This is a genomic window from Sinorhizobium sp. P24N7, assembly GCF_042436655.1.
Taxonomy (GTDB): Bacteria; Pseudomonadota; Alphaproteobacteria; order Rhizobiales; family Rhizobiaceae; genus Sinorhizobium; species Sinorhizobium meliloti_A.
Genome location: NZ_JBHMIW010000003.1, coordinates 27,580 through 53,046 on the forward strand (window position 1 = coordinate 27,580; position 25,467 = coordinate 53,046).

At 62.3% G+C, this 25,467-nt stretch carries 24 protein-coding genes; 3 read left to right on the forward strand and 21 right to left on the reverse strand.

Annotated features, from left to right (window positions below; genetic code table 11):
• Positions 1–6: 6 nt before the first annotated feature.
• Entirely contained in the window at positions 7–1,119 is a 1,113-nt protein-coding gene (locus tag ACFHWW_RS05280; RefSeq protein WP_379937544.1) for a sugar ABC transporter substrate-binding protein, read from the reverse strand.
• A gap of 254 nt (positions 1,120–1,373) precedes the next feature.
• Here ACFHWW_RS05280 and ACFHWW_RS05285 point away from each other — a divergent pair, with 254 nt between their 5' ends.
• Positions 1,374–2,033 carry a TetR/AcrR family transcriptional regulator gene (locus ACFHWW_RS05285; RefSeq protein WP_102763191.1) on the forward strand — a complete coding sequence of 220 codons (660 nt, stop codon included), beginning with the start codon at positions 1,374–1,376 and terminating at the stop codon, positions 2,031–2,033.
• Positions 2,034–2,045: 12 nt separating this feature from the next.
• Here ACFHWW_RS05285 and ACFHWW_RS05290 read toward each other — a convergent pair whose 3' ends face one another.
• From ACFHWW_RS05290 to ACFHWW_RS05325, 8 genes are all read right to left on the reverse strand, one after another.
• Positions 2,046–3,050, reverse strand: coding sequence for a zinc-binding dehydrogenase (locus ACFHWW_RS05290; protein WP_379937545.1), 1,005 nt, complete (start codon positions 3,048–3,050; stop codon positions 2,046–2,048).
• A 48-nt stretch (positions 3,051–3,098) separates the two neighbouring features.
• Entirely contained in the window at positions 3,099–3,617 is a 519-nt protein-coding gene (locus ACFHWW_RS05295) for a VOC family protein (RefSeq protein ID WP_102763193.1), read from the reverse strand.
• Positions 3,618–3,792: 175 nt separating this feature from the next.
• The gene (locus ACFHWW_RS05300) at positions 3,793–5,445 is read right to left on the reverse strand and encodes an ABC transporter ATP-binding protein (RefSeq protein WP_379937547.1); all 1,653 of its coding nucleotides are present in this window, start codon (positions 5,443–5,445) and stop codon (positions 3,793–3,795) included.
• Positions 5,442–6,359 (reverse strand): ABC transporter permease, encoded by a 918-nt coding sequence (locus tag ACFHWW_RS05305; protein WP_379937548.1) that lies wholly within the window; start codon positions 6,357–6,359, stop codon positions 5,442–5,444. Before ACFHWW_RS05305 ends, ACFHWW_RS05300 begins: the two co-directional genes overlap by 4 nt.
• A 12-nt stretch (positions 6,360–6,371) precedes the next feature.
• Positions 6,372–7,286: an ABC transporter permease gene (locus tag ACFHWW_RS05310; RefSeq protein ID WP_379937880.1), complete on the reverse strand. Its 915-nt coding sequence runs from the start codon at positions 7,284–7,286 to the stop codon at positions 6,372–6,374.
• Positions 7,287–7,362: 76 nt separating this feature from the next.
• On the reverse strand, positions 7,363–8,871 hold the full coding sequence (locus ACFHWW_RS05315) for an ABC transporter substrate-binding protein (protein ID WP_379937549.1): 1,509 nt from the start codon (positions 8,869–8,871) through the stop codon (positions 7,363–7,365).
• A gap of 75 nt (positions 8,872–8,946) precedes the next feature.
• Positions 8,947–9,852, reverse strand: coding sequence for a 5-dehydro-4-deoxyglucarate dehydratase (kdgD, locus tag ACFHWW_RS05320; RefSeq protein WP_102763196.1), 906 nt, complete (start codon positions 9,850–9,852; stop codon positions 8,947–8,949).
• 60 nt (positions 9,853–9,912) lie between these two features.
• On the reverse strand, positions 9,913–10,677 hold the full coding sequence (locus tag ACFHWW_RS05325) for a FadR/GntR family transcriptional regulator (RefSeq protein WP_100673307.1): 765 nt from the start codon (positions 10,675–10,677) through the stop codon (positions 9,913–9,915).
• A gap of 243 nt (positions 10,678–10,920) precedes the next feature.
• Here ACFHWW_RS05325 and ACFHWW_RS05330 point away from each other — a divergent pair, with 243 nt between their 5' ends.
• Entirely contained in the window at positions 10,921–11,793 is an 873-nt protein-coding gene (locus tag ACFHWW_RS05330) for a ferritin-like domain-containing protein (RefSeq protein ID WP_379937550.1), read from the forward strand.
• A 170-nt stretch (positions 11,794–11,963) separates the two neighbouring features.
• Here ACFHWW_RS05330 and ACFHWW_RS05335 read toward each other — a convergent pair whose 3' ends face one another.
• From ACFHWW_RS05335 to ACFHWW_RS05380, 10 genes are all read right to left on the reverse strand, one after another.
• Positions 11,964–12,719 (reverse strand): SDR family NAD(P)-dependent oxidoreductase, encoded by a 756-nt coding sequence (locus ACFHWW_RS05335; RefSeq protein WP_379937551.1) that lies wholly within the window; start codon positions 12,717–12,719, stop codon positions 11,964–11,966.
• 19 nt (positions 12,720–12,738) lie between these two features.
• On the reverse strand, positions 12,739–13,506 hold the full coding sequence (locus ACFHWW_RS05340; protein WP_379937552.1) for an SDR family NAD(P)-dependent oxidoreductase: 768 nt from the start codon (positions 13,504–13,506) through the stop codon (positions 12,739–12,741).
• Complete coding sequence (locus ACFHWW_RS05345) at positions 13,506–14,549, reverse strand: proline racemase family protein (RefSeq protein ID WP_379937881.1); 1,044 nt, start codon at positions 14,547–14,549, stop codon at positions 13,506–13,508. The genes ACFHWW_RS05340 and ACFHWW_RS05345 overlap by 1 nt, the downstream gene beginning before the upstream one ends.
• Before the next feature lie 14 nt (positions 14,550–14,563).
• Positions 14,564–16,039 (reverse strand): aldehyde dehydrogenase family protein, encoded by a 1,476-nt coding sequence (locus tag ACFHWW_RS05350; RefSeq protein ID WP_379937553.1) that lies wholly within the window; start codon positions 16,037–16,039, stop codon positions 14,564–14,566.
• Between the two features lie 39 nt (positions 16,040–16,078).
• Positions 16,079–17,314: an NAD(P)/FAD-dependent oxidoreductase gene (locus ACFHWW_RS05355; RefSeq protein ID WP_379937555.1), complete on the reverse strand. Its 1,236-nt coding sequence runs from the start codon at positions 17,312–17,314 to the stop codon at positions 16,079–16,081.
• 128 nt (positions 17,315–17,442) lie between these two features.
• Positions 17,443–18,321 carry a dihydrodipicolinate synthase family protein gene (locus ACFHWW_RS05360; RefSeq protein ID WP_379937556.1) on the reverse strand — a complete coding sequence of 293 codons (879 nt, stop codon included), beginning with the start codon at positions 18,319–18,321 and terminating at the stop codon, positions 17,443–17,445.
• A gap of 28 nt (positions 18,322–18,349) precedes the next feature.
• Positions 18,350–19,015, reverse strand: a complete 666-nt coding sequence (locus tag ACFHWW_RS05365) for an amino acid ABC transporter permease (protein ID WP_379937557.1) — start codon at positions 19,013–19,015, stop codon at positions 18,350–18,352.
• A gap of 11 nt (positions 19,016–19,026) precedes the next feature.
• Positions 19,027–19,689 (reverse strand): amino acid ABC transporter permease, encoded by a 663-nt coding sequence (locus ACFHWW_RS05370; RefSeq protein WP_338279631.1) that lies wholly within the window; start codon positions 19,687–19,689, stop codon positions 19,027–19,029.
• Between the two features lie 9 nt (positions 19,690–19,698).
• The gene (locus tag ACFHWW_RS05375; RefSeq protein ID WP_324765399.1) at positions 19,699–20,478 is read right to left on the reverse strand and encodes an amino acid ABC transporter ATP-binding protein; all 780 of its coding nucleotides are present in this window, start codon (positions 20,476–20,478) and stop codon (positions 19,699–19,701) included.
• Between the two features lie 70 nt (positions 20,479–20,548).
• A complete protein-coding gene (locus ACFHWW_RS05380; RefSeq protein ID WP_379937558.1) occupies positions 20,549–21,382 on the reverse strand; it encodes a substrate-binding periplasmic protein in 834 nt (277 codons plus the stop codon).
• Between the two features lie 200 nt (positions 21,383–21,582).
• On the opposite strand from ACFHWW_RS05380, the gene ACFHWW_RS05385 reads away from it, so the two are divergent.
• The gene (locus ACFHWW_RS05385) at positions 21,583–22,302 is read left to right on the forward strand and encodes a GntR family transcriptional regulator (RefSeq protein ID WP_100673296.1); all 720 of its coding nucleotides are present in this window, start codon (positions 21,583–21,585) and stop codon (positions 22,300–22,302) included.
• Positions 22,303–22,359: 57 nt separating this feature from the next.
• Here the strand turns inward: ACFHWW_RS05385 and ACFHWW_RS05390 are convergent, their stop codons facing one another.
• Entirely contained in the window at positions 22,360–23,673 is a 1,314-nt protein-coding gene (locus tag ACFHWW_RS05390; RefSeq protein WP_379937559.1) for an MFS transporter, read from the reverse strand.
• Between the two features lie 161 nt (positions 23,674–23,834).
• On the reverse strand, positions 23,835–25,466 hold the full coding sequence (locus ACFHWW_RS05395) for an AMP-binding protein (RefSeq protein WP_379937560.1): 1,632 nt from the start codon (positions 25,464–25,466) through the stop codon (positions 23,835–23,837).
• Position 25,467 lies beyond the last annotated feature (1 nt).

Genomic DNA, 25,467 nt, shown 5'->3' on the forward strand with positions numbered 1-25,467 from the left:
AAAGCGTCAGGACCGATACTGAATCTGTCCGTTGGAAGGCCCCCAGAAGTCGGCCCAATCGTATTTGGGAACCGAATCCAGATACTTGGCCTTGAACTCCTCGGCATCCTTCTTGCTGACCAGGACGGTCGGTCCGTAGAACTCGCGATGCTCTTTCGGCTCTTCCGACGGCTTGAAGCTGCCGATTGCCGCATGGTAGGCGAGCGCCGAGGTGATGCCACCACCCCAGTGCGGATTGGTGAAGACTGTCGCGAGCAGCTGGCCGTCCATGACCATCTGCACCGCTTCGGGATTGCCGTCATAGGACACGATCGGCATGCCCTCGAGGCCTTCGGCGCGCAGCGCCTCGATGACGCCGTAGGCGATGTTGTCGTTGGCGCAATGCACACCCTTGATCCTGTCGCCGTAGCGGGTCAGGAAGGATGACATCAGTGCCGCGCCTTTCTGCGTGTCCCAGTCCGCCGGCTGCGCATCGAGCAGTTCGATGTTGGGAAAGTCCTTCAGTGCATTCTTGAGGCCGTTGAGCCGCTCGACCGCAGGGTTGTTGGCGGCAATGCCGCCCAGGTGGACGACCCCGCCCTCGCCGCCCATGGCTTCGAACAGGATGCGTGCGGTTTCTTCGGCGGGCTTCTCGTCCGACCAGGTCATGTGCGACACGTAGTTGTCGCCGAAATCCCATGGATGGAGATCATCGGTCTTGTTCCAGATCGTGGCGATGTAGCCGCCCGCAGCCGACACTGCCTCGACGATCGGCCGCGCATTCGGGCTGTCATTGGCATCGCAGGCGAGGGCGCAATTTCCATTGTTCTTGGCAAGGAAGGCCTTGATGTCGGCCAGAGATTTCTCGGAGGACCCTTCGTTGATCAGGCTTACGAGCGCGCTCTTCGGCTTGCCGAGCGATTCGACGAACGCTTCGCCGCCGGACACGACCGAGTTCCAATAGGCCGAAGCGCGGTCGCGATAGCTCCAGGCGATCGCGGGATCCGTCAATGCAGCGCGCGCGCCGCCGCCAAACGGGTTTGGCAGGACCGCTGCCCCCAGACCTGCGGCCGAGGCAAGCAGAAAGTGGCGACGGCTGATCGTCTCACGCTCGATGAAGTTCTTGATGAATGTCGACATTCGCATTCCTCCCAATGCAGTTGAGTGTCCGGCACCGACGGCTTCATGGAGGAGAAGGATCATTCCCCGCCCGCACCCTTCTTCCGCCGCCATTGCCGTTAACGCACTAACTAGTTACTTGTTTAGTGTTGCATGAGTCAAGGGTTTTCGTATATTTTCATGAAGCGAACATCTCGGCAGGCGGCTTTGACGGCTATACCGGCGGGCGTGTATGAGTCGGGCAACACAAGCTATGAACGCGTGAAGGTCAGACCTTGAGAACGACGAGTGCACAGAAAGCGAAAGCAGCCGGGAAACCGCGGCTGCGCGATGCCGAAGCAACCAAGGCGCGCATCCTCGAGGCCGCGAAGAAGGAATTCGCGAAAAACGGCTTGGGGGGCGCCAGGGTGGACGTGATCGCCGAGAAGGCAAACGCCAACAAGCGGATGATTTACCACTACTTCGACGGCAAGGACCACCTCTTCCAGACCGTTCTCGAAGACGCCTATAACGGGATCCGGACCGCGGAACAAAAGCTCAACCTGAATGACCTTGAACCCAAGGCCGCCCTTGAAAGGCTCGTGCGTTTCACCTGGGAATACTATCTGAAGCACCCGGAGTTCATAACGCTGGTCAACAGCGAGAACCTTCATCGCGCCAAGCACTTGAAGAAGTCCCAGGTGGTCCGTGCAACCAGTCGAAAATTCGTCGGCATGGTCAAGGAGCTGCTGGAGCGGGGCGTTTCCGAGGGGGTTTTCCGGCCGGGAATCGACCCGGTGCAACTGAACCTCACCATCGCGGCCATCGGCTATTACTACATCACCAACCGCTTTACCGGTTCGATCGTTTTCGAGCGTGACCTGATGGCGAAAGACGCGCTCGAAGAGCGCGTTCAATTCAACATAGAGACCATCATGCGCATGGTCTGCGCTTAGATAACGATACCTTCAGCCGGGTCGGTCCAAATCGGTCCAATCAAGGACGATGAACGGTTCGTCCATATGCCTTGCGGCAATGTCTGCGTAGAGAGAGGCAGGATCGGCCGGAGAAACGCGGCGCAGCAGTCCGTCGAGTTCAATTCTTCCCTCCGCCAGCCAGTCGAGCGCCCGGGCGAACCCTCCGAAGACGCTGTGACGCGCGTTATTGTAACCGCCCAGCAGTTCCTCCCACTCGAATGCATGCGCATGAACCGGCAATTCCCATTCCCAGCCCGACCGCAGGGTTACAAGGTTGAAGAAAACCGCGTGCAGAATCTCATGCGCGGAGATCTCGGTCAGCTTGCGCCATGGAACGCCAACCAGGACGACCTCGCCCAGGCGGCGAACGATGCGGCATGCGTCGAGCACGGCCCCTTCGTGGCCGGAACAATCGAGAACGAGCGCGACCTGCCCTTGAAGCGACGACTGAAGCGGGACACGCTCGCGGCAATCGGAGATGCCGCACCTGGCGAGTTGCGCCCTTCTCAGCGGATCCGGATCGACGACGGTAGTGCGGTAACCGGAAATCTTGAAGAGCTGCGCCGCGAGAAGACCGACCGGGCCGGCTCCAGTGACGACGACGTGATCGCCAGGCCGGGCCTTCGTCGTCATGAGGGTCGTGAGCGAGACGCCCATGAGGCGCGAGAGAACGGCGATCTCGGGCCTCATGCCGGCCGGCAATGGAACCGTGTCCCGCGCCATATGCGTCTGAGTGCTCCGGTGCATGCCCATCGCGAAACGCAGTTCACCGGGCAGAACACCAGCCACGCCGTCCGCCACATCTTCCACCTCGAAAACAGCAGAGTAGCCAGGCCGAATTGGAAAGACATCGCCATTCGCCCAGCCGAGTTCGGTGCCGGGGCTGACCAGAGTACAAAGCGTCCGCCCGCGGACTTCGCCGAAGTTTAGCGGCAAGTCCTCATACCGGTCGAGTCGGAACGTCTGCTTCGCAGGGATCGTTATCTCGTGGGGCAAGCGCACTCCTTTCCGCCGGAGACGGCGTTCTTGCGATGGATGATGAAATCACTCGCCCGTTACCGGGGACCACTGCTTCGGCCCACCGGCCCGCTCATAGCCCAGCGCACCGTTCATGCTTACGAGTTCGAGGAACTGCCCCCACGGCGCACGCAGGTAGAGCCAGGTGAGGCCCTGCATCGCGCCGGCGTCCACGAATGTCGGCCCCTCCAGCACGTCGACGCCCGCCTGGCGCAGCCGATCCGCGGCCGCGTGGCAGTCATCCACCTCAAACGCCAGATGAAAGCCGCCGGGTTGACTGTTGCGCTTCAATGGCTCGTCGCGGCCTTCCTCGCCCGAATATTGAAAAAGTTCGAGATTGGTGCCGTTGCCAATTCGAAGAACCTTTATGTTCTCGATCCTGCAGCCGGCAGGCACGCCGAGCCTTCTCTGCATGAAGGCGTCGTCCGCTTCGATGCGTCCGGTCTCCAAACACGTCACGGCGCCGAAGGCAGCTTCGAAGAAGCGAACCGCCTCCTCCAGATGCGGCACGGTGAAGCCGATATGCTGCATGCCGAACACTCTCATCGATCCCCTCCCCGGTCATCGGTCGAAACAGCAGCTACACTGTAGTTAATGATGTAACTGGTTAGTGCGTTATATTCACTGCTGCAGACATGAGTCAAGCGTTCGGGGGACAGAGCGCACCTGAGTATCCGACCGAATCCGACCGGAAAGCCGTTTCAAATTTTCCCGGAATGCTCTACCCCGCGATCGGCGCTGGCTCGCGCTGCAACCACTTCGGCTGCGGAACGGCCCGCAGCAGGGCTTGCGTGTATTCGTGCCGAGGTGAGACGAAAAGGGCTTCCGTCTCGCCTTCCTCGACGATCCTGCCGCGCTGCATCACCAGGATCCGGTCGGCGAATTGGCGCACGATGGGCAGATCGTGGGTAATGAAGATGTAGGAGAGGCCGAGGCGCTGGCGGAGATCGGCCAGAAGCTCGATGACCTGCATCTGAATCGACACGTCGAGCGCCGAAACCGCCTCGTCGCAGACGATCAGCTCGGGTTCACTGGCGAGTGCCCGGGCAATGGCGATGCGTTGCCGCTGCCCGCCCGAAAACTGATGCGGATGCCGTTCAGCATGCTCCGCCTTCAAGCCGACAAGCTCCAGCAGCTCCACGACACGGTCGTTCCAGCGTCCGCGCGGCAGGATGTCCCCATGGATCGCCCAGGGTTCGGAAATGATCGAGCGGACGTTCATGCGCGGATTCATCGACCCGAACGGATCCTGGAACACCATCTGCACCCTTCGGCGGAAACCGTTGAGCGCCCTGCCCTTGAGCTTGAAAATATCCTCGCCGGCAAAGAGTGCCGCGCCCGACGTCGGCTCGTTCAGCCTCAGCAGCATGCGTGCAATGCTCGATTTACCCGAACCGGACTCGCCAACGATACCGACCGTTTCCCCGCGCCGAAGCGTGAAACTGACGTCGTCCACGGCCTTGAACTCCCGCTTGGGCGAGAACGGACCGGACCCCAGCTTGTAATGCTTGCTTAAATCGGCGACCTGCAGCAGGACCTCTCCCTGTGCGGCATTCCGAGGCGCTTTCGGCGCGTCGGCATGGGGCACGGCCGACATCAGCCGGCGGGTATAGGCGTGGCTCGGATTGGTGAACACGTTCTCGGCCTTGCCGCTCTCCACCACCCTGCCGCCATTCATCACGATGATCCGGTCCGCCATGGCCGCGGCGACCTCGAGATCGTGGGTGATCATGATCAGCGCCATGCCGGTCTCGCGCTGCAGGTCCCGCAGGAGTTCGAGGATTTGTGCCTGAACGCTGACGTCGAGTGCCGTGGTCGGCTCGTCGGCGATCAGGATGTCCGGCTTCAGCGCGATCGCCATGGCGATCATCACGCGCTGCCTCTGTCCGCCCGAGAACTGGTGCGGATAATAGTCGATCCGCTCGTCAGCTTCAGGAATTCCGACCCGTTCGAGCAGCCGAACGACCTTGTCGCGCACCGCACCCCCCTCGCCTCCGCCATGGCTCTCGAACACCTCGGCGATCTGCCTGCCGACAGTATAGACCGGGTTGAGATAGGCCAGCGGATCCTGGAAGATCATGGCGATGCGGCGGCCGTTCAGTTCACGCCGGCCTTCGTCATCGAGGCGGGAAAGATCCGTCCCGTCGAACACCAGCGAGCCCGAGACGATGTCGCCCGGCGGGCAATCGATCAGCCCCATCACCGTTCCGGTGCTGACGCTCTTTCCCGATCCGCTCTCGCCCAGGATGACGAGGGTTTCCCCCGGGCAGACGTCGAACGAGACGTCGTCGACGGCACGCACGGGATCGCCTTCGGAGAGGAAGTCGACCGTGAGTTTGTCGATCCGCAGTATGGGTTTGTCCGGCGCGTTCATCGCGGAGCCTTTCGCAGCGATTGCAGACGCCAGCGCTGCAGCGGATCGGCGACGGTCCGGGCCCAGCTGGCGAGAATGTTCAGGGAAAGCGTCGTCAGCAGGATGGCGAGTCCCGGCCAGAAAGCGATCCACCACGCCGTCTTCAGATAACCGCGGCCGTTGGCTACCATGGCGCCCCAGGTGAAATCCGGAGGCTGAATGCCAAGCCCGAGGAAACTCAAGGAGGATTCGGCCAGGATGACGGTAGCGAAATCGATCGCGGCTATCGTTACCAGCGTCGGCAGCACCAGCGGTGCGATATGACGGAACAGGATGCGTCCGGTGCTCGCGCCCATGGAGCGCGCGGCACTGACGAACATGCGTTCGCGCAGTTCGAGCACTTCGGCCCGTGCGGTGCGGATGAAGATGGGCATGCGGGTAATCGCCAGCACGATCACCAGGTTCGTCATGCTGGGGCCGAGCGTATAGAGCACGATGAGCGCCAGCAGCAGCGAGGGAAAGCTCATCACCACATCGGCCAGGCGCAGGATGAGGTGGCTGTACCAGCGCTCCGAATAGCCGGCGGCAAGGCCGAGAATGCCGCCTAAAGCCATGGAGCAGAAGACGGCAGCGGCCGCGATGCCGAGCGTGTTCTGCGCCCCGACGATCAGCCGCGCCAGGATAGGCCGCCCGAGCGTATCGGCTCCCAGAATGTAGATGAACCCGTGTTCCAGTGCGAAGGGCGGCAGGTTGCGTTGCCTGAGCCCGAGCTTGCCCGCAAGTTCGCCGACGAAGAGCGGTCCGACAAGCACGCAGACGATGAGCACGAAGAGAAAGACGGCTGCGCAGAGCGCCAGCTTGTCCCGGGTGAGATAGATTGCGAGCTGCCGCAGGGCGCCGGGCGATCTTACGGATGGCAATGCCAGGTCGGTCATTGTCGCCTCCCCTCAGTAGCGGATGCGCGGATCGAGCACTGCGTAAAGAAGATCGATCGCGATGTTGACGATGAAGATGGCGATTGCCGTGACGAGGATCGTCGATTGCACCACGGCAAAATCGCGCTGAATGATCGAATCGATCATCAGCTTGCCGATGCCCGGCCAGCCGAAGATCGTCTCGACGACGACGGCGCCATTGATCAGCCCGGTCGCCAGGTCACCAGCGACGGTGATCACCGGCAGCAGCGAGTTCCTGAGCGCGTGACCGAAGATGATCTTGCGACGCTTCATGCCTTTGGCGTGGGCGGTCTTGATAAACGGCGAGGCGAGCGCAGAGATCATCGTGCCACGCACAACCTGGACCAGCAGCCCGAAAGGACGCAGCATCAGCACGACGATCGGCATGACCCAGTGCAGGGCGGTGCCCGTACCCGACGTCGGCAACATGCCGAGCCCGACCGCGAAGACGAGAATGCCGACGATCGCGATCCAGAAATCGGGTGTGCTCGCACCCGCCAGCGAAACGAGGCCGGCGACGCGGTCGAACAGGCTCCCGGGACGGGCAGCGGCCAGCGCGCCGACGACGATGGCCAGAACTGTTGAAAGCGTCATCGCGACCAAAGCCAGCTTCAACGTGGCCGGAAAGGCCTCAAGAGCGACCTCGATCGCCGACCGGTTCTGTCGCAAGGACTGGCCGAAATCCAGCGACAGCAGGTTGTGCAGATACTGGAAGAACTGCACGTAAATCGGCTGGTCCAGACCGTTCAGGCGGGCGAAGGCCTGGCGCGCCTCGAGACTTGAATCGAGCGGCAGGTAGAGGGCCGACGGATCGCCGGTCAAACGCGTGAGGAAGAAGACGAGCGTCAGCAGGCCGATCACCGAAATTACGCTGTGATATGCCCGCCGGCCGATATAGCCGAGCATCATGCGGAGCCTCTGGATTCCCTTGCAGTTCATGCGAGCGCGCGAACGTGTCGCGCGCTCGCCCGGATGGTGACACTCAGTCCTTGAGGGCGATATTGGCGAGCGGGATCTCGCTGTTGGTCGTGATGTCCGGCTTCCACTCGAGGCGGCTGCCGACACGGGTGTAGCCGATCATGTGGAACATCGGGATGTCGACCGCGAGATCGTCATGCACCTTCGCAAAGATCGCCTTGAACTTTGCCGTACGGTCCTCGCCGGTGGCAGCCATGGCATCGGCGACCTCCTTGTCGAGGCCCGCATCCTCGAAGGTCGAATAGCTTCCGCCCGAGGTGTAGAAGATCGGAACGGTGAAGGCAGCATCACCCTTGTTGTTGTCGTGCATCATCTGTAGCAGGTTCGGCCCGCGGCTCTCCGGGAAAGGCTTCTGCAGGTAGCGCAGCCAATCGTTCACGTCGAGCATCGTCAGCTTGACGTTCAGGCCGACATCCTGCCACATGGCCATCATGGCTTCCATGGCTTCCGTACCGTTGGGGTAGATGCCGTTGCGGCCGATCAGTTCGATTTCGGTATCGACCGGTACGCCCGCGGCCTTGGCCTCGGCAATCAGCGCGCGCGCCTTTTCGGCATCGAAGGCCCAGGGCGCCAGCTTGTCGTCGTGGCCGTTGATACCGGTGACGACCATCTGCGAAGCCCGCTGCACGTCCTCGCCGAAAAGCTGCGCGAGACCATCCCAGTCGATCGCCAGGTTCAGCGCCTTGCGGATTCGGACGTCGTCGAGCGGAGCAAAGCCGGCATCGATGCGGATCGCGGTGGTTTCGGAGTTCAGATAGGCGAAGTCCGTTTCCGGATTGGTCGCATCCTGGATCGCAATGGACGGCGTTAGGTCGGCCTCGCCGGTCTCCACCATGGCGGCGCGAATCGAGGATTCCGGGCGCCAGACATAGCTGGCCTTGGCAATGGCCGGCTTCTCGCCCCAGTAGCCGTCGAAGGCTTCCAGCACGACCGTCTGCGGGGTGAAGCTCGAAAGCTTGAACGGCCCGGTTCCGACCGGATCGTTCACGGCCTTGTCCGCCGGCGTGTTCGGCGAGACGATCATGACCACGCTGAGCAGCGTCGGCAGAATCGGCTGCGGCTTGTCCGATTTGATCTCGACCGTCAGGTCATCGATGGGCGTGACCGTCAGCTTGGCATCGCCGAACTTGGCGATGTTGCTGCAGGTCAGCTTGCCGCCGGTCATCCGCTCGATCGAGAATTTGACCGCCTCCGCATTGAAAGCGGCTCCGTCCTGGAACTTGACTCCTTCACGCAGCTTGAGCTGCCAGGTGTTCGGATCGGTCTGCTTCCACTCGGTCGCAAGACCGGGTGTCGGCTGACCGCTTTTCGGATCGACGATGGTCAGCGGCTCGACGACGTTGCGGCTCAATATCTGACCGACATTGGTGATGATGGTACCGCAGGGCTCAAGATTGGCCGGCTGTTCCGGCAGGACGATCTTGATTTCCGAGGCGCTCTGCGCGCCGGCCCAGCCGGCCCAGCCGGCCACCACCATTGCGCCCGCGATGACGCGAACAGATTTGTTTCCCATTGCACTCCTCCCCAGTTGGAACGACGACGTTTAAGGCGGGCGCCATCCTCCTGGCGCCCGGCCCGATGTTTCTTTTCAGCGGCGCGATGCCTCTATCAGCCCCTGCAATATCTCCCGCTCCTCGCCGGTCAGGTCGACCAGCGGCGGGCGAACCGGGCCCGGCGCAAAACCGGCAAGCTCCACCCCCGCCTTGATGATCGAAACCGGATAGCCGGCCTTGCGGTCGCGCAGGGCCGCGAAGGGGAAGAAGAACGTATGAAGAATGCCTTCCATCACCGCCTTGTCACCGGCACGCATGGCCCGGTAGAAGCGCTGCGCCAGTTCCGGCACGAAATTGAAAACCGCCGACGAATAGGTCGTGACGCCGACGCCGTTGAAGCCTTCCGCGAAGAGCTCATGGGTCGGCATGCCGCCGATATAGCAGAGCCGGTCGCCGAGCCGGGCCGTCACATGACGCACGAGGTCCACCTTGCCGGTGCCGTCCTTGAAGCCGATCAGGTTGGGGCAGGCCTCGGCAAGGCGCGCGACCGTGTCGGCATTGGCGACCGAATTGGCGCGGTTGTAGAGAATGACGCCGAGGCCCGTCGAATCGCAGACGGCCTTCACATGGGCATAGATGCCTTCCTGCGGCGCTTCCGTCAGGTAGTGCGGCAGCAGGAGAATACCGTCGGCACCCGCCTCCTCGACGATCTTCGCGGTCTCGACGGCAAGGGACGTGCCGTAGCCGCAACCCGCAATGATCGGCACCTCGCCCGATACGTCCTTGGCCGCACGGGTGACCTGGCCCACTTCGTTCGGCGAGAGCGAAAAGAACTCGCCGGTGCCGCCGGCAGCGAACAGGGCCGCGGCCTCAAAGCCGGAAAGCCACTCCACATGACGTCGGTAGCTCTCCAGATTGAGCTTGTAGTCCGACGTGAAGTGCGTGACCGGAAAGGACAAGAGCCCCGAACCGACACGCGACTTGATTTCTTCAGGCGACAATGAATTCCCTCCGGCTGCGAGCTTAAGATGGGAAATTCATATGATGACTTTTAAGATGAGTCAATCAACCTCGCCGGATTTTTCACTGGGGCGCCAGGTCGTCAGCGAGCGGTACCGCTTGATCCCGGTGACGAGATGGCGGCGCATGGCCTCCCGGGCCCGGTCCGGATCCCGTGCGAGGATCGCCTCGGCGATCTCGCGGTGTTCGAGGAGAATGGGCTCGTCCCGGCTCGGCAACGGATCCACGCCGCCCATGACCGTGCGAAACTTCACGCGCGGGATCATGCGGCGCCCGACATGCTCCAGAAAGGTGCGGAAGCGGGTGTTGTTGGTGGCCGTCGCTATAGCCATGTGAAACTGGAAATCGGCCTCATCCGTGGGCTTTCCTTCGGCGACGAGATGGGCAAAGCGCTCGACCTGGGTCTGGATTTCGGCCTCCTGCGCCGGGGAACTGCGCGCCGCCGCCAGGCCTGCCGCCTCGACTTCGATGCCGATGCGCAGTTCGAGCTCCTCGATGATATCGGAAATCTTGTCGGTCTCGCCGGTGAAAAGCCTGAGGCCGGGGTCGCTCTGCCGCGGCCCTATCACGAAGACGCCCGACCCCTGCCGCGACTCCACCAGGCCATCGGCCCTAAGCGCCGCGATCGCCTCCCTCACCACCGTCCGACTGAAGCCGAACTTGTCGATCAAAGCCGGCTCGGTCGGCAACTTGTCGCCCGGCGCATAGTATCCTGCCTCGATCTGCGCCTTTATGGCGTCTGCCACCTGCGAGGACAGCGACGGGCGCGCGCCTCCCTTTTTCGTACTCGGCATGAATATTCCCATACCCCGCATCTAAAATCATCATATGACTACGACTGTTAGTTGTCGCAGACATCTTATGGGATTATCGAGCGGCGGTACAGCAGATTTCGAACCGCGGACGAGATGCAGCAAGCCCGAGACGAAGTCGGATAAGGGGCGACAGCAGGCATGTTCCGGAACATTTCGCCTCGTGCAAGGTTCGACAGAGTTGGCCCGCACCTGAGGAGCCAAGACTGACGCCGGGCGGGCTTCAAGGAGGAAGCCATGATCCGTGCACTGCCATCAATTTTCCTTCCGCGCCGCCGCCTTTTGCAGCTTGGCCTCGGGGCGACGCTCGTTTCAACCGCAGGCTTCCCCTCGATATCGCAGGCCGACGAGCCGAGTGACGTCGAGGACGAGGACATATTCCAATTTGCGCTCAACCTCGAATACATGGAAGCTGAGTACTATCTGCGTGGCACGACTGGCAAAGGCATCGATGATTCCGATGCAGGTTCTGACGCCGGCCCGGTCACCGGCGGCAAGCAAGTCTCCTTCGCTACCCCTGCGATTGGCGCGTTCATGCGGGAGGTTGCGGAAAACGAACTTGCGCACGTCAGATTCTATCGCAAGACGCTCGCAGATCAGGCTGTGCCGAGGCCGGCCATTGATTTCGACGCCGGCTTTGCCGCGGTCGCGAAAGCGGCAGGGCTCGGCGAGGACTTTGATCCGTTCGGTAATGAGACGAACTTCGTGCTCGGCGGCATGCTATTCGAAGATGTTGGCGTTACCGCCTATGCCGGAGCAGCCACCGTCCTCAAGAACAAGGACTTTCTCGCCGCCGCCGCCGGCATCCTGGCAGTCGAGGCCTACCACATGGGCATGGCGCGATCCACCCTTTACCGGAAGGGCGAAGAAGCCTGGAAGGCCGCGCAAGCGGTATCCGACGCACGGGATAAAATTGATGGCGCGGAAGACAAGGATCAGGGCATTCAGATGGATGGCAAGGCCAACATCGTTCCCTCGACGCCGGATGCGATCGCGTTCACCCGGACCCCGCAAGAGGTGCTACGCATCGTTTATCTCTCCGACAAGGAAGGCGTCAGCAAGGGTGGCTTTTACCCCAATGGAATGAACGGCAAGATAAAAAGCACCTGAATCGGTAGCATTTGTCTGTGTGTGACGCCGAACTCCCGGACGCTGCGTGCGTTGTCGCCAACGGCGCCGAAGCGTGCATCGCATACGAGGTCAAACGGCACTTGGAAGCCGGAGAGTTGGTCGAGGTGATTGCCCGGCCATCGACGTTACACACTCTTCCTGGAAGTGCTCTATGCCACGGCCTGCGCACCCGTTAGTTCAACGAGCGAGCCGCACATGAAGGCGGCCTCGTCGGATGCGAGGAAAGCGACGAGGGCTGCCACTTCTTCTGGTTTTCCGATCCGCCCGAAGGGAACGAGTTTGTCGAGGTCGGCAATGGTTCGTCCTGATCGCTTCACGCCCGCTTCGAGCATCGGCGTGTGGATCTCGCCGGGGCACACGGCGTTGACGCGGACCTTGTGCGGAGCATAGTCCCGGGCCAGATTCTGCGTGAACGCCGCCACCGCCGCTTTGGTCGTGTTGTAGGCGATGTGATCTGGTGCCGGGTAAAGGCCCCATTGGGAGGCGGTGTTGACGATCGCGCCGCCGCCGGCATCGATCATGTGCGGGATGGTTGCGCGGCATAGGTGGAACATCGAATCGAGGTTTACCGCGAAGCTCGCATTCCAGTCGTTGTCCGTGAGCGACAGGAGGTTGCCGCGCCGGTTGATGCCCGCGTTGTTGACGAGAATGTCGATGCGCTTCCTCTGATCGAAAGCCTGAGCAATGAGGCTGAAGCATGGCTCCTTCCGGGCGATATCGGCGGCGATTGCGATCGCGGAGCCGCCCGCCGCCACGATCTCCGCCGCGACGTCGTCCGCCGCATCGGCGTTTACGTCGGAGACGACGACCAATGCGCCTTCGTCCGACAGCCTGCGCGAGACCGCAGAGCCAATGCCGCCGCCTCCGCCCGTGACAATGGCGACTTTGCCTTGGAACCTCTTCATGCCCAGCTCCTAAACTCTCTTATCGGATGTAGCTGCCGCCGTTGACGTCGAGCGTCGCCCCGTTCAGCGACGATTGCGACGGGCGCAACAGGAATGCGACCAGTTCGGCCACTTCGGTCGGTTCCGCCATTTCGCCGATTGGAATGTCGGCGACCACCGCCTGCTTGCCGTACTGGGCGACGAAATCCTCGGCCATGCCGGTACGCACCCAGCCGGGAGCGACGGCAATGGCGACGACGCCGTCCCGGCCGAAGCTGCGGGCAATCGACTTTGTGAGGTTCACGAGTGCCGCTTTCGTGGCACCATACGGCATGGCGTCGGCGGCGTAGCCGCGCTGACCCGCCCGGCTCGCCATGCTGATGATCCGGCCGCCCCCATTCGCCTTGAAATGCCTGAGCGCCTCCTTGCAGAGATCTGCGGCTGCGAAGAAGTTCACCTGAAACTCCCTTTGCCAGGCCGCCTTCCAGGCTGTGGGATCGGCGTCGATCGATATCTCGGTGCGGATGCCCGCATTGTTGATCAGGGCGTGTATTCGCCCGACCGCCTCTTCGGCCTTGCGCCAAAGTTCGAAAGGGCCTTCGGAATGGGACAGGTCAGCCTGGAGGATGATGCCGCGCCCGGAAATGCGGGCAAGAAGCGCCTCGGCGGCGGCTTTGTCTTTACCGTAGTGGATCAACGGCCGGGCGCCTTCGACAGAGAGGCGTTCGACGATCGATGCGCCAATGCCACCGGAGGCTCCGGTCACGAGCACTCTCTGGCCGTCGAGCGACTCCGGTTCGTCGGCCATCATTCTTCCTCCGTCAGCAAGTGAACCTGTGGTCCCCAACTGTCAGAGAGTGCAAAACCATTCTTGAAGGGGTCCTCGTCGGAAATACGGAGCTGTTCGCGACCGTAGACCCAGCCGCGCCCCGTGATCCGGGGCAGCACCGCGGGATGCCCGCCCACTTCCGTGATGCCGATCGCTTCCGCAACAAATTCGCCGCCGATGATCGAGCGGGACGTCCGCCGGTCTCCCACGACAACTTCACCGCGCGCATAGAGCGTCGCAAGGTTTGCCGAGCTTCCCGTGCCGCACGGCGACCGGTCGACGCGGCCCGGTTTAAGTGTCGTACATGTGCGAACCACCCCGTCAGGCTCATGGCCGCGGAACATCACATAGGCGATCTCATCGACCCCGGGGAGATCCGGATGTTTTACTTTCACCTGCGCGGCAAGCAACGACTTCAGCTCTATGCCCGCCTCGGCCAGATAGCGCGCATTGGCCGGCGCGATATCGCTGCCGATTTGATCGACATCGACGATCGCGTAATAGACGCCTCCGAAAGCCACATCGAGTTTGATGCGGCCCCAGCGCGGCGTCTCTATGTCCCGGTCCAACGCTTCCGCGAAACTTGGCACATTGTCGAGGCTGACCGAGAGGCAGCGCCCTTGGAAGCAATCGGCCCGTGCGACGATCAATCCCGCAGGCGTGTCGAGCCGGACGATCGTTTCGGGTTCGCGCATCGCAACCCGTCCGCTTTCAAGCAGTGCGGTCACGACGCAGATGCAATTGCTGCCGGACATGGGGTGAGCGCGGTCGGCCTGCAGCACGATGAAGCCCGCATCGGCGTCGGGCCGCGTCGGCGCGACGAGCAGATTGACCGACATGGCAACGCCGGCGCGCGGCTCGAAGGTCACGAAGCGGCGGAGGCTGTCGTCCACCATGTTGATGTGGTTCATTTTGTCGAGCATGGTCGCGCCCGGGATTTCCGGCGCACCGCCCACGATCACCTTGCCGATCTCGCCCTGGCAATGAACCAGAAGCAGGTCGAGCGAGTTGTCCCAATCCATCGAAATATTGCCGGTCATCTGATGTACCAACCCCATTTCTCGCCAGCGGCAAAACGGGTGATCTGCTTCGTCTCGAGATAGTTTTCGAGACCCCAGCGGCCGAGCTCGCGGCCGATGCCCGACTCCTTGTAACCGCCCCAGGGCGCCTCGGTGAAGGTCGGCTGCGAACAGTTGATCCAGACGATGCCGGCGCGGAAGGCGGCGGCGACCCGTTCGGCGCGGACATCGTCCTTCGACATGACAGCCGCAGCGAGGCCGAAGCGGGAATCGTTTGCAAGCTCGATTGCTTCGTCTTCCGTCGAGAACGGGCGGATGCAGAGGACCGGCCCGAAAATCTCCTCGCGCCACGCGTCGCTTTCCAAGGGCACGTCGGTCAGGATCGTCGGCTCGAGGTAGTAACCCCTGTCGAAACCTTCAGGGCGCTTGCCGCCGCATGCGATGGTCGCGCCGGCCGCTTTCGCCGCCTCGATCGCCCTGAGCACCTGCTCGTATTGGTGCCTGGAGACGAGCGGCCCGAGCAGTACGCCTTCCTCGAGGCCGTTGCCGATCATGATCTTTTTCGTCTCCTCGATCAGACGCGACAGCAGGCGATCATAGATCCGCTCCTGCACGAGGACGCGCGACGTGGCCGAGCAGACCTGACCCTGGTTCCAGAAGATCCCGAACATGATCCATTCGACCGCCTCGTCGATATCGGCATCGTCGAAAACGACGAAAGGCGACTTGCCGCCAAGTTCCAGGCTCACCCGCTTAATGTCGCGAGCCGCAGCAGCCATGATTTTCGAACCGACCGGACCGGAGCCGGTGAAGGCCAGCTTGTCGACCGCCTTGTGGTCGATGAGCGCCTGCCCGGCAACGGAGCCTGCCCCTGTCACGATGTTGAGGACCCCCGGCGGCAAGCCCGCCTCGTCGGCCACCGCCGCGAGTTCCAGTGCGGTAAGAGACGTAACCTCCGCCGGTTTCAGCACGACCGTGCAGCCGGCGGCGAGCGCCGGCGCAACCTTCCAGGCGGCCATCAGAAGCGGGTAGTTCCAGGGGATGATGGCGCCGGCAACACCGATCGGCTCCCTGACGGCCTTCGAGGTGAACCGGGCATCGGCGAGCGCGATCGGCTCCTCCGGATCGTTGTCGAGCTGTTCGGCAAGTCCGGCGTAGAAATCGAAGCAGCCCGCGGCATCGGCGACGTCCCAATCCGCTTCCGGAAGCGGCTTGCCGTTGTCGATAACCTCCAGCCTCGCGATCTCCCCCTGCCGTGCCCGGATGCCGTCGGCGATCGCCCGGAGATAGCGCGCGCGCTCTCGGCCGGAAAGCTTCGGCCAACCGTCCTTGTCGAAAGCACGGCGTGCCGCCGTGACGGCAATGTCCACATCCTCGGCGCTCGCTGCGGCTGCCTTGTGAATGACCTCTTCCGTGGCCGGATTGACGATCTCGAAAGTTCCGCCTTTGACCGGTGCCACCCATTTTCCGTCGATAAAGAGTCCGCTGCGCATTCTTCGCTCCATTCGTTCTGGTCGCCGCCCGTTCTGAGATCAGAACCGGTTCACGCGGTATGGTTTGATGTCGATCGGGAGTTGGGCGCCCGTGACGAGGTCGGCGATGAGCCGCGCGGTCGTCGCCGCATAGGTGAGCCCCAGATGCCCGTGACCCGTGGCGTAGAAGATGCCGGGATGCTTCGCCGAAGGGCCGATGATGGGCACCGTGTCGGGGAGCGCCGGCCGATGGCCCATCCACTCCGTGGCCTTCTCAGGTCGCAAATCCGGCAGGGCGTCCTGCGCCCGCCTGACGAGCACCTTTGCCCGCCGATAGTCCGGAGCGGCGTCGAGGCCCGCCATCTCCACCGTGCCGCCGACGCGGATGCCGCCGGCCGTCGGAGTGACCATGAATGCACGCGCCGGCCAGATCACCGAGTGGCGCATCGAAATGCCTGAAGCCATGATCTGGGTGTGGTATCCGCGTTCGGTTTCGAGCGGGATCGGCTCGCCGAGAAGTCGCGACAGCCTGCCTGTATAGGCTCCGGCGCATAGCACGATCGCGGATGCATCCAGCGAGCGACCCTCGTCGAGGCGCAGCCCTTTGACACCGTCCGCATGCCTGAAGCCGAGGACCTCCGCTTGCTCGATCCTGCCGCCCAGCGACAGGAATTTCTCACTCAGTTTCACCACGAGCTCGTACGGGTCGATGACGGAACGATTGTCGGGAAAAAGAACCGCCTTCTCGATCTTCGACGTCAATGCGGGTTCAAGGTCGCGAATCCCGGGCCCGTCCAGGATTTTGTGACGAAAGCCGAAGCGTTCGAGAACCTCTATATGCTCCCGGTCCGCCCGAAACTCGGCTTCGTCCGCATAGAGGCTGAGGCAGCCCTCCTCGGTCAACATGTCCTCAAGATCCGCCCTTCGGAGGAGAGGCAGAAGATCTTCGTAGACGCGGCTGCACAGCACGGCCCCTGCTGCCTCCAGCTCCCTCACACGCGACGGACGGCTCGCTTCGACAAACCGAAGAAACCAGGGCGCGAGTTTCGGCAGATAGGAGGGGCGGATGCGCACCGGTCCTTCCGGATCGACAAGCCATTTCGGCATCTTCGCCCAGACCGAAGGCCGCGAGGCGGGCATGAACTCCGTGATCGCGATCGAGGCCATATTGCCATAGGAGGCACCTTTGCCAGGCCCGTCGCGGTCGACCAGCACCACGTTCAGTCCGCGGCGCTGAAGCTCGAAGGCGATGGTGACACCGATGATGCCGGCGCCGACGACTGCGATGGGAGACACGATCTATCCTCTAATCCTGAGCGTGAGAACCGAAGAGCAACTTCCATTTCTCCCCCGGCTCTCAGGTCACGATGATCTTTGAGACGCGGGATGCGGGCGGATAACCGCACGCTTTTCGTCATCCCGCTCTAGCAGATCAGGATCGGCTCCATCGCGGCGCGGAACTCGGCTTTTTCATCCTCGGTCAGAGGACCGAGCGGCGCGCGGCACTCGCCCACGGGCAGACCCTGAAGCTCGCAACCATATTTGATCTTCTGGACGAACTTGCCGCTTTCGAGGATGTTCATCGCCCGGAAGAGCGTCTTCATCTGCTGACGTGCCGTGTCCAGATCGCCGGATTTGAACGTCCGGTCGAGGTCACAGCAGGCCTTGGCCATGCAGTTCGACGGTCCGCAGATCCAGCTCTCTGCTCCCCAGAACATGAAGTCGAGCGCGATGTCATCGGAGCCGGAAACCAGTTGAATGCGGCCGTCGTAGCGACTGGCGATGTCGATTGCGCGCTGCAGCACCCCGGAGCTTTCCTTGATGCCGATCACGCGCGGATTGTCGGCGAAGTGGTCCATCAGTTCGTAACCGATATCCGACCCATCCTTGGCCGGATAGGAATAGAGGACCAGGTTTACGTCCACGGCACCGAGCACGGTTTCATAGTGCCCGATCAGTTCGGCTTGCGTAGGCCGGGTGTAGAACGGAGGAGCGAGCAGCACAGTATCGTAGCCAATCTCTTTGGCGATCGCCGTCTGTTCTATGACCTCGCGGGTGGCCGACGCGTTGGTGCCGGCGATCAGAATTTCCCCCGGTCTGGCGAAATCCTTGACGAATTGCAGCACGTCGCGGCGCTCTTCAGTGGATTGGCTGAAATACTCGCCGGTCGAGCCGTTCGGAACCCAGCCTGTGACACCGGCGTCGCGCAGATGCGCCAGAAGCTTTTCAAAAGCCTTGAAGTCGACCCTGTTGTTCGCGTCGAACGGAGTGACGAGCGCGGGCATGACGCCAGACAGTTTCATGGAATATCTCCTTTAGAAAGAATTCGGTTCAGATGGCGAGCTTGGCGAGCACGCGCCGCTCGACGAGCGTGACTGCGCGCGTCAGCGGGAAGGCAATGACGAAGTAGATGAGGGCGACGACCGTCAGCACCTCGACCGGGCGCGCGGTGTTGTTGGAAATGTTCTGTCCGACGAACATCAGGTCGGCCATGCCGACTGCGGAGACGAGCGCGCTTTCCTTGAACAGGCTGACGCAATTCGACAGCAGCGTCGGGACGGCGCGCAGCACCGCCTGGGGCAGGATGACGCTCGTCACCTGAACCCGGCGCGGCAGGCCGAGCGCGACGCAGGCATCGAGTTGCTCGCGGCCGATGGATTTCAGCGATGCACGGAACGTCTCGCTGGTGATCGCGCCCATGTAGAGGGTGAGTGCGATCACTCCCGAGGCGAGATTGGAGAGCTCGACGCCGAGGATCAATGGCAGGCAGAAGAATATCCAGAAGAGCTGGATCAGCACCGGCGTGCCGCGGAAGAACTCGACATAGATGCCGGAAACAGTCCGCAGAATGCCGCTCCGCGATGCGCGGGCGAGACCGATGAAGAAGCCGAGGCTGCATCCGAGGACGACGCAGATCAGCGTCAGCTTGATGGTCATCCAGAGACCGAGCGCAAGGGCTTCCTGGAAGCGGAGGACGATGGAGAAGTCGAGAGCCATCAGTATTCTCCTCAACTCGTCATCAGCTGACGGCGGCGTTCGAGAAAGCCGACGATCTGCGAGACTGGGAACGAGACGGCGAAATAGACGAGCGCGACGATCGTGAAGGTCTCGATCGGCCTATAGGTCTCCGTCGCGAGCGTCTTCGCCTGATACATGAGGTCCTGTACTGCGACGATCGCGACCAGGGCGCTCTGTTGGAAGATGCCGATACCATTGGTGAGCAGGACCGGGATCGAAGCCCGAACCGCGGTCGGCAGGACGATATGGAGGGTGCGCTGGAGCGGATTGAGCCCGAGCGCGATGCCGGCATCGAGCTGTTCGCGTGGGACCGCCTGGATCGCGGCGCGGTATGCCTCGGCGTTGAAGGCCATCAGATTGAGGCCGAGTGCGAGGATGCCCATCGTCATCGATCCGAGGAAGACGTTGAACAGCATCGGCACGCAATAGAAGAACCAGACGATCTGCACGATGGCCGGCGTACACCGGAAGAATTCGACGAAAAGCACCGCCGGCACCCGTACCGGCGCAAAGCGGCTCATGATGAGGAGTGCCAGCGGAAATCCGAGCACGACGCCGATGAGATTGGCAGCGGCTGTCAATTGCAGCGTGACCATCAGCCCTTCCCATAGCGGCCCGAAGGAGATGGACTGGAAGTCGAACGTGTAATCCATCGCTCGCTCCTAGTGCCGGATATGGAAGACGCGGTCGATGAATTCGCGGGTGCGCTCTTCCTTTGGAGAACCAAGCACCTGCTCCGGCGGCCCGTCTTCAACCACGATGCCGCCGGCACAGAAGATGACGCGCGAGGCGATGTTCTTCGCAAACCACATGTCATGGGTGACGATCATCATCGGCATATCCTGGGCGGCAAGCTGCAGGATGACCTGCTCGACTTCGGCGACGAGTTCGGGATCGAGCGCCGAGGTCACCTCGTCGAACAACATCAACTTGGGGTCGAGCATCAGAGCGCGGGCGATCGCCACGCGCTGTTTCTGGCCACCGGAGAGCTGCGCCGGATAGGCATTGGCCTTTGCGCCAAGGCCAAAGCGCTCGAGCAGCGCCTGGGCACGCTTAGTGGCACTGGCTTTGTTCTCGCCGCGCACCTTGCACGGCGCGAGAATCAGGTTCTGAGTGACGTTCAGATGCGGGAACAACGTGTAATGCTGGAACACCATGCCGATCGAGCGCCGCACCTCGGTGTCGATGACGGTTTTCTTGTCGGCTCCCTGCGATGATATGTATGGCTTGCCGCCGAAGCTGATCGCACCGCTGTCGATCTTCTCGAGGCCCATCATGACGCGCAGCAGCGTACTCTTCCCGCCGCCGCTCGGGCCGATGACTACGACCCTTTCGCCGGGCTTCATTTCGATGTCCAAGCCCTTGAGCACCTGGATATGCGGTCCATAGCTCTTGTGGAGAGACTGGATTTTGACAAGGGGGGCACTGAAGGACATGGTCATCGCCGATCTCGCTGGTCAAAAGAAGGGATGAGAGGCCGGGCAAACGGTGGCGTGCCCGGCCCGGCCCTCGTCATTGAGCGCTCTTGAGCACTTCGTCGACGGCCTTGCGGATCAGCTCATCCACGTGACCGGTCGCGACCTTTTCCTCGAGAAAGATGTTCAGCACTTCGACGTCGGCCGCCGACAACCGATGCGGCATGCCGAATGCAACGCCTTGCTTCGCCAGTGCCGGCGTCGGGTTCAACGCAACCGCCCACTCGGGATTGGACTGGGTGAAGAGTTGATTGGTGTCGGAGGCATCGACGAGGATATCTGCGCGCCGCGATACGAGGGCGAGTCGTGTTTCATCGTTGCCGGGAAGCCGGAGAATCGTCGCGTTCTTGATCGCGGCGGTAATCGCCTTGTCCTGCGCAGTCCCGGACATGACGGCCAGCGTCACGTCCTTCTTGTCGACGTCGGCAACGGACGTCGCGCCGCTTGGGACCTTGGGGTTTTCCTTATTGTAGGCGAGCGAGATCTGATATTCCATCGCGGGGATCGAGAACTGCACGGCCATAGCGCGGGCCGGCGTCCTGTTCAGCGCAAGGGAGAGGTCCCATTTTCCCGCCTGGAGTCCGGCGACGATGTTGTCCCAGCTCGTGTCCACGAATTCCGCCTTCACTTTCAATGCATCGGCGAACTCGCGGCAAAGATCGGCAAAGAAACCGGAATATTCCCCGGAAGCCGGGTCGCGCATGACGTAGGGCGGTGCGACCGCGGCGCCGCAACGAAGAACGCCGGCTTTCTGTACGCCTTGCCAGTAGCCATCGGCGGTTTCGGCCGAGGCGGCAGCGGTTGAAAGTCCAGTCATCAAGGCAAGCGCAGGCAGCACCCGCAGCACGGGCGAAAGCATCTTCGAAAGCATCGTCGTTTCCTCTGTTTGACGTGCGCGTGACGCGCGGTTCCTCTCGCCGGCTTGGAGCCGATCTTCAGTTTTGGTGTCGTCTTCGTGTCGACATTCGAATTAATGTCGTCTCTGTGTCGACATTGTCAAGCGGAAAAATTACATTGTCTTGGGATGCGCGTTCTGGCGTTATGCAGCCGGACAACGGGAAAGGGACGTAAGTGTCTGAGGAAACAGAGACGAAACGGGCGAAGGGTACCGGCTGGAAAAGCGTCTACGAGACGTTGCGGAACGAGATTCTGGCGCTGACCATCCCCCCCGGCCAGCTTCTCGACGAAAACACGCTCGCCGAGCGGTTCGACATGTCGCGCTCACCCGTTCGCGAGGCGTTGATCCGGCTTGCCGGCGAGGACCTCGTCGTCACGCTTTCCAACCGCAGCACCATCGTCGCGCCGATCGAGGTCGGAACCTTCCCGAAATATGTTGAAGCGCTTGATATCGCGCAACGCATGAACACCCGCCTTGCCGCCGAACTGAGGACAGAGGCTGATCTGAAGGCGATCGCCAGGCGGCAGAAGGAGTTCGAAGCGGCGGTGAAGTCAGGCAATCATCTGCAGATGTCGGAGGCGAACAAACAATTCCACATTGCGATCGCCGCGGCCGGCAAGAACCCTTATCTCGCCGCGTTCTACGAGCGACTGTTGAACCAGGGGCAACGGATGCTCCATCTCCATTTCGAGTATCTGGAGCGAACGCATGAAGGATATCTGCTGACGGACGAGCACAATCTGATGCTCGAGGCGATCCGGGTGAAGAACGTCGACCTCGCCGACGAGCTGGCGCATGCCCATACGCGGCAGTTCCAGCAGAATTTCATCGACTTCATGCGCGAAAACTACACGACGGACGTCTCGCTCGGCCGGCGTAAGGCGGCAGAGTAGAACACGAGCCTGCCGACCCGCTGGGAATCGCAGCGAGCTCACATCATTGCGGGGAACTCAGGCCAGCGATACCTGGCGCGTCTCGGCGTCGATCAGAAAGGCCGCAACGGCAGCCACGAGCAGAAGGCCGGCAAAGATGCCGATGGCGAGACCGAAACTCTGCGCCACCACCAGTCCCATCAGCGATGGAGCAAGCAAGCCGCCGAGCCGGGCCATGGCGCCGGCAGCACCCATTCCCGTCGCCCGCGATGCCGTCGGATAGAGTTCCGGCGTATAGGCATAAAGCGCGCCCCAGGTGCCGAGCAAGGCGAAGCTCATGATCAGGAGCGAAGCCGCGATCAGCGTTGCAGTGCCGGCAATCACAAAGAGCAGGCAGCCAAGTGCCGAGAGGAGGCAGAAGCCTATCAGCGTAGGCCTTCGGCCCCATTTCTCGACCCCGTAGGCGGCCAGCGCGTAGCCGGGGATCTGCGCCAACGCCAGGACGACGAGGAAGCCGTAGCCCCGAACGAACCCGAAGCCTTCGCCCGCGAGCCGCGGAGGCATCCAGGTAAAGACGCCATAATATGATATCGAGACCAGAAACCAGATGGCCAGGATCATCAGGCTGCGCTTCCGAAGATCGACCGAAAAAATGCCGGCGCTCTGCGCTACCGGCGACGGCACGAGCGATGCATCGACACCAAGCTGCGTCTTGCCGTTGACGACGAGGATCCGATCGACGATGGCCTTCGCCTCGGAGGTCTTTCCGCGGCGAAGCAGATAGAGCGGCGATTCCGGCACCAGGAAACGCAGCCCCAGGCCGATCAGCGCCGGCAGTGCAGTCACGGCGAAAATGTAGCGCCAGGCGTCCGCTACCCCGGCGAGGCTCGCACCCCATGCGGCGAGCGCCACGATGAGCGTGCCGACGGCCCAGAAGCCCTCCAGCATCACCAGCCAGCGGCCGCGATTGCGAGCAGGCAGAAACTCCGCCATCATCGCATAGTCGACCGGCAGAGTTCCCCCCACCGCCGCGCCGGTGAGGAACCGCAGCAGAAGCAGGACGGAAAAATCCTGTGCAAAGACCGACAGCAGGCCGAAGACTGCGTCGCAGGCGACGGTGGCAATCAGGACGCGCCGGCGGCCGATGCGGTCCGCAAGCCTGCCGAAACCCGCGGCGCCGAACAACATTCCGAGAAAGAACAGCGTGCCCGTCTGCAGCGCCTGCGGAACCGACAGCCCGAAAGTGGCGGCGATCGATGCGGCTGTGAATCCGACCGCCAGCACCTGCATCGCGTCGGCAGCCCAAACCAGACCGAAAATGGCGATGAGGCGGCGCTGGTAGGCGCCGGTTCCGGCGCGGTCGAGCGCATCGTCTATCGTGATTGTCGTCATTCGCCCTTTCTCCGGTTCGGCGGACCGCCGCAATCCGGAGAAGTCCGCGTGGATCGGCTGCCGGTTACAGACGTCGGCTGCCGCAGCTCAATTCGATATACGCTCCTACTTCTCGCATCGAAGGGAGGATGGCAAGCCGAGCGGGCGCCGGTGAGGCGGGATCAGCGTGAACCCCGGTCGAATGTCCCCGGGCTGACACCGCGCTGCCGCAGGATGCTCCTGGCGATCTTCTCGGTCGGGGTGCGCGGAAGCGGCGCGTCCGTGATCTCGAGGTAACGAGGGACCATATGGCGCGGCGCCAGCGCGCGGAAATGGTCGAGCAGTTCCGCCGGCGTCAGCGTCGAGCCCGGCCGGCGCGAAGCGACCACCATGATGTCCTCCTCGGTGAACTCGGACACGACGCCGAATGCGGCGCTCTCGACGACATCGGGATGCGCTTCGGCCAGCGTTTCCACTTCATAGGCAGAGATATTCTCGCCCCGGCGCCGGATGGCCTCGTTCAGCCGGTGCTTGAAGTAGAGCCAGCCATCCTCGTCCATCACCCCCGCATCGCCGGAATGGTACCAGAGGTTTCTCAGAGTCTGCACCGTCTTGGTGTCTGCCTGGTAGTAGCCAGAAAACATGCTCCAGCTCTTTTTCGGCCGCGAGACGATCTCGCCGACCGTGCCCGGCGGCAGCGGTCTGTCCTTTTCGTCGACGACGGCCACTTCCCAGTCGGGGTGCGGCTTTCCGCAAGAGCCCGGCCGCGTGGCATCCACCGTATCGAGGGTCACGAAGCTGGTTTCCGTCTGGCCGTAACCAGTGACGAGGCGCATGCCGAAGCGCTGCTCGAAGGCCTCCTTTTCCGGCACCATGGGAATGCACTGGCAAACCCGCACCGGATTATCCTTGTCGCTTTCGCAGGGCGCCGCCCGCATCAGTATGACGGCCATGGCTCCGAGGAGATTGGTCGCGCTCGCACCACTTTCACGAAGCTGCTCCCAGAAACGCGAGGCGCTGAACCCTTCGACCAGCGTCGCCCGGGTGCCGTAGATCAAAGGCAAGTAGACGCCGAACATCTGGGCATCGGTATGAAACAGCGGCAATGCCGAAAAATAGCTGTCGTCGGTGCTGTATCCGAGATTGGCGGCCATGGCCGCCGCCCATGAATAGCAATGATGATGCGACATCAGGGCGCCCTTGGCGGGGCCGGTCGTACCGGAAGTATAGAGGATCGCCATCGGGTCGGAATAATGCAGCCCTGCAAGGTCGACGGTCGGCAGGGAGGCCAGGCATTCCTCGAAGCGGAGGATGCGGTCGATCCGCAGGCCGGCCGCACGCGCTTCGGCGGGATCGACCCCGACCAGGACGAGGGTACGCAGGTCCGGCAGCCTCTGCTCCAACCTTGCGAGCTCGATCACGCCACGCGCGTCGGTGACCAGCACCCCCGCCCCGCAATTGTTCAGATTGTGCCAGAGCAGTTCGCCCTTCAGATCGGGATTGTTCGGCACTTCGATGGCTCCGAGGTTCGAAACCGCAAACCAGGTCGCCACGAGTTCGAAGCAATTGGGAAGCAGCATCGCAACCCGGTCGGACCTGCCGATGCCCAGCATGCGAAGACCGCTCGCAAGTCGCCAGGAGACATCGAACATCTCCTCGAAATTCGCCCGGCGCCCGCAAATATCGAGAAAGGGCGCCGATCCCAAACGCTCGGCCTGACGGAGAAGGATCTTCGGCAGGACGCGGTCTTCGATCTCGTCGTCGTGCATGCCCGGAACGGGCGAGCGGGAAACGGTGACTGTTGTTTGCGACACG

What these genes read in the sequence shown, in the direction of transcription:
- ACFHWW_RS05315 (WP_379937549.1), bottom strand. Translation starts at nt 8,871, where the DNA reads ATGGGAAACAAATCTGTTCGCGTCATCGCGGGCGCAATGGTGGTGGCC.
- ACFHWW_RS05300 (WP_379937547.1), bottom strand. Translation starts at nt 5,445, where the DNA reads ATGAACGCGCCGGACAAACCCATACTGCGGATCGACAAACTCACGGTC.
- ACFHWW_RS05350 (WP_379937553.1), bottom strand. Translation starts at nt 16,039, where the DNA reads ATGCGCAGCGGACTCTTTATCGACGGAAAATGGGTGGCACCGGTCAAA.
- ACFHWW_RS05360 (WP_379937556.1), bottom strand. Translation starts at nt 18,321, where the DNA reads ATGAAACTGTCTGGCGTCATGCCCGCGCTCGTCACTCCGTTCGACGCG.
- ACFHWW_RS05390 (WP_379937559.1), bottom strand. Translation starts at nt 23,673, where the DNA reads ATGACGACAATCACGATAGACGATGCGCTCGACCGCGCCGGAACCGGC.
- ACFHWW_RS05335 (WP_379937551.1), bottom strand. Translation starts at nt 12,719, where the DNA reads ATGAAGAGGTTCCAAGGCAAAGTCGCCATTGTCACGGGCGGAGGCGGC.
- ACFHWW_RS05345 (WP_379937881.1), bottom strand. Translation starts at nt 14,549, where the DNA reads ATGGATTGGGACAACTCGCTCGACCTGCTTCTGGTTCATTGCCAGGGC.
- ACFHWW_RS05305 (WP_379937548.1), bottom strand. Translation starts at nt 6,359, where the DNA reads ATGACCGACCTGGCATTGCCATCCGTAAGATCGCCCGGCGCCCTGCGG.
- ACFHWW_RS05325 (WP_100673307.1), bottom strand. Translation starts at nt 10,677, where the DNA reads ATGGGAATATTCATGCCGAGTACGAAAAAGGGAGGCGCGCGCCCGTCG.
- ACFHWW_RS05375 (WP_324765399.1), bottom strand. Translation starts at nt 20,478, where the DNA reads ATGACCATGTCCTTCAGTGCCCCCCTTGTCAAAATCCAGTCTCTCCAC.
- ACFHWW_RS05295 (WP_102763193.1), bottom strand. Translation starts at nt 3,617, where the DNA reads ATGAGAGTGTTCGGCATGCAGCATATCGGCTTCACCGTGCCGCATCTG.
- ACFHWW_RS05280 (WP_379937544.1), bottom strand. Translation starts at nt 1,119, where the DNA reads ATGTCGACATTCATCAAGAACTTCATCGAGCGTGAGACGATCAGCCGT.
- ACFHWW_RS05330 (WP_379937550.1), top strand. Translation starts at nt 10,921, where the DNA reads ATGATCCGTGCACTGCCATCAATTTTCCTTCCGCGCCGCCGCCTTTTG.
- ACFHWW_RS05310 (WP_379937880.1), bottom strand. Translation starts at nt 7,286, where the DNA reads ATGCTCGGCTATATCGGCCGGCGGGCATATCACAGCGTAATTTCGGTG.
- ACFHWW_RS05365 (WP_379937557.1), bottom strand. Translation starts at nt 19,015, where the DNA reads ATGGCTCTCGACTTCTCCATCGTCCTCCGCTTCCAGGAAGCCCTTGCG.
- ACFHWW_RS05370 (WP_338279631.1), bottom strand. Translation starts at nt 19,689, where the DNA reads ATGGATTACACGTTCGACTTCCAGTCCATCTCCTTCGGGCCGCTATGG.
- ACFHWW_RS05340 (WP_379937552.1), bottom strand. Translation starts at nt 13,506, where the DNA reads ATGGCCGACGAACCGGAGTCGCTCGACGGCCAGAGAGTGCTCGTGACC.
- ACFHWW_RS05380 (WP_379937558.1), bottom strand. Translation starts at nt 21,382, where the DNA reads ATGCTTTCGAAGATGCTTTCGCCCGTGCTGCGGGTGCTGCCTGCGCTT.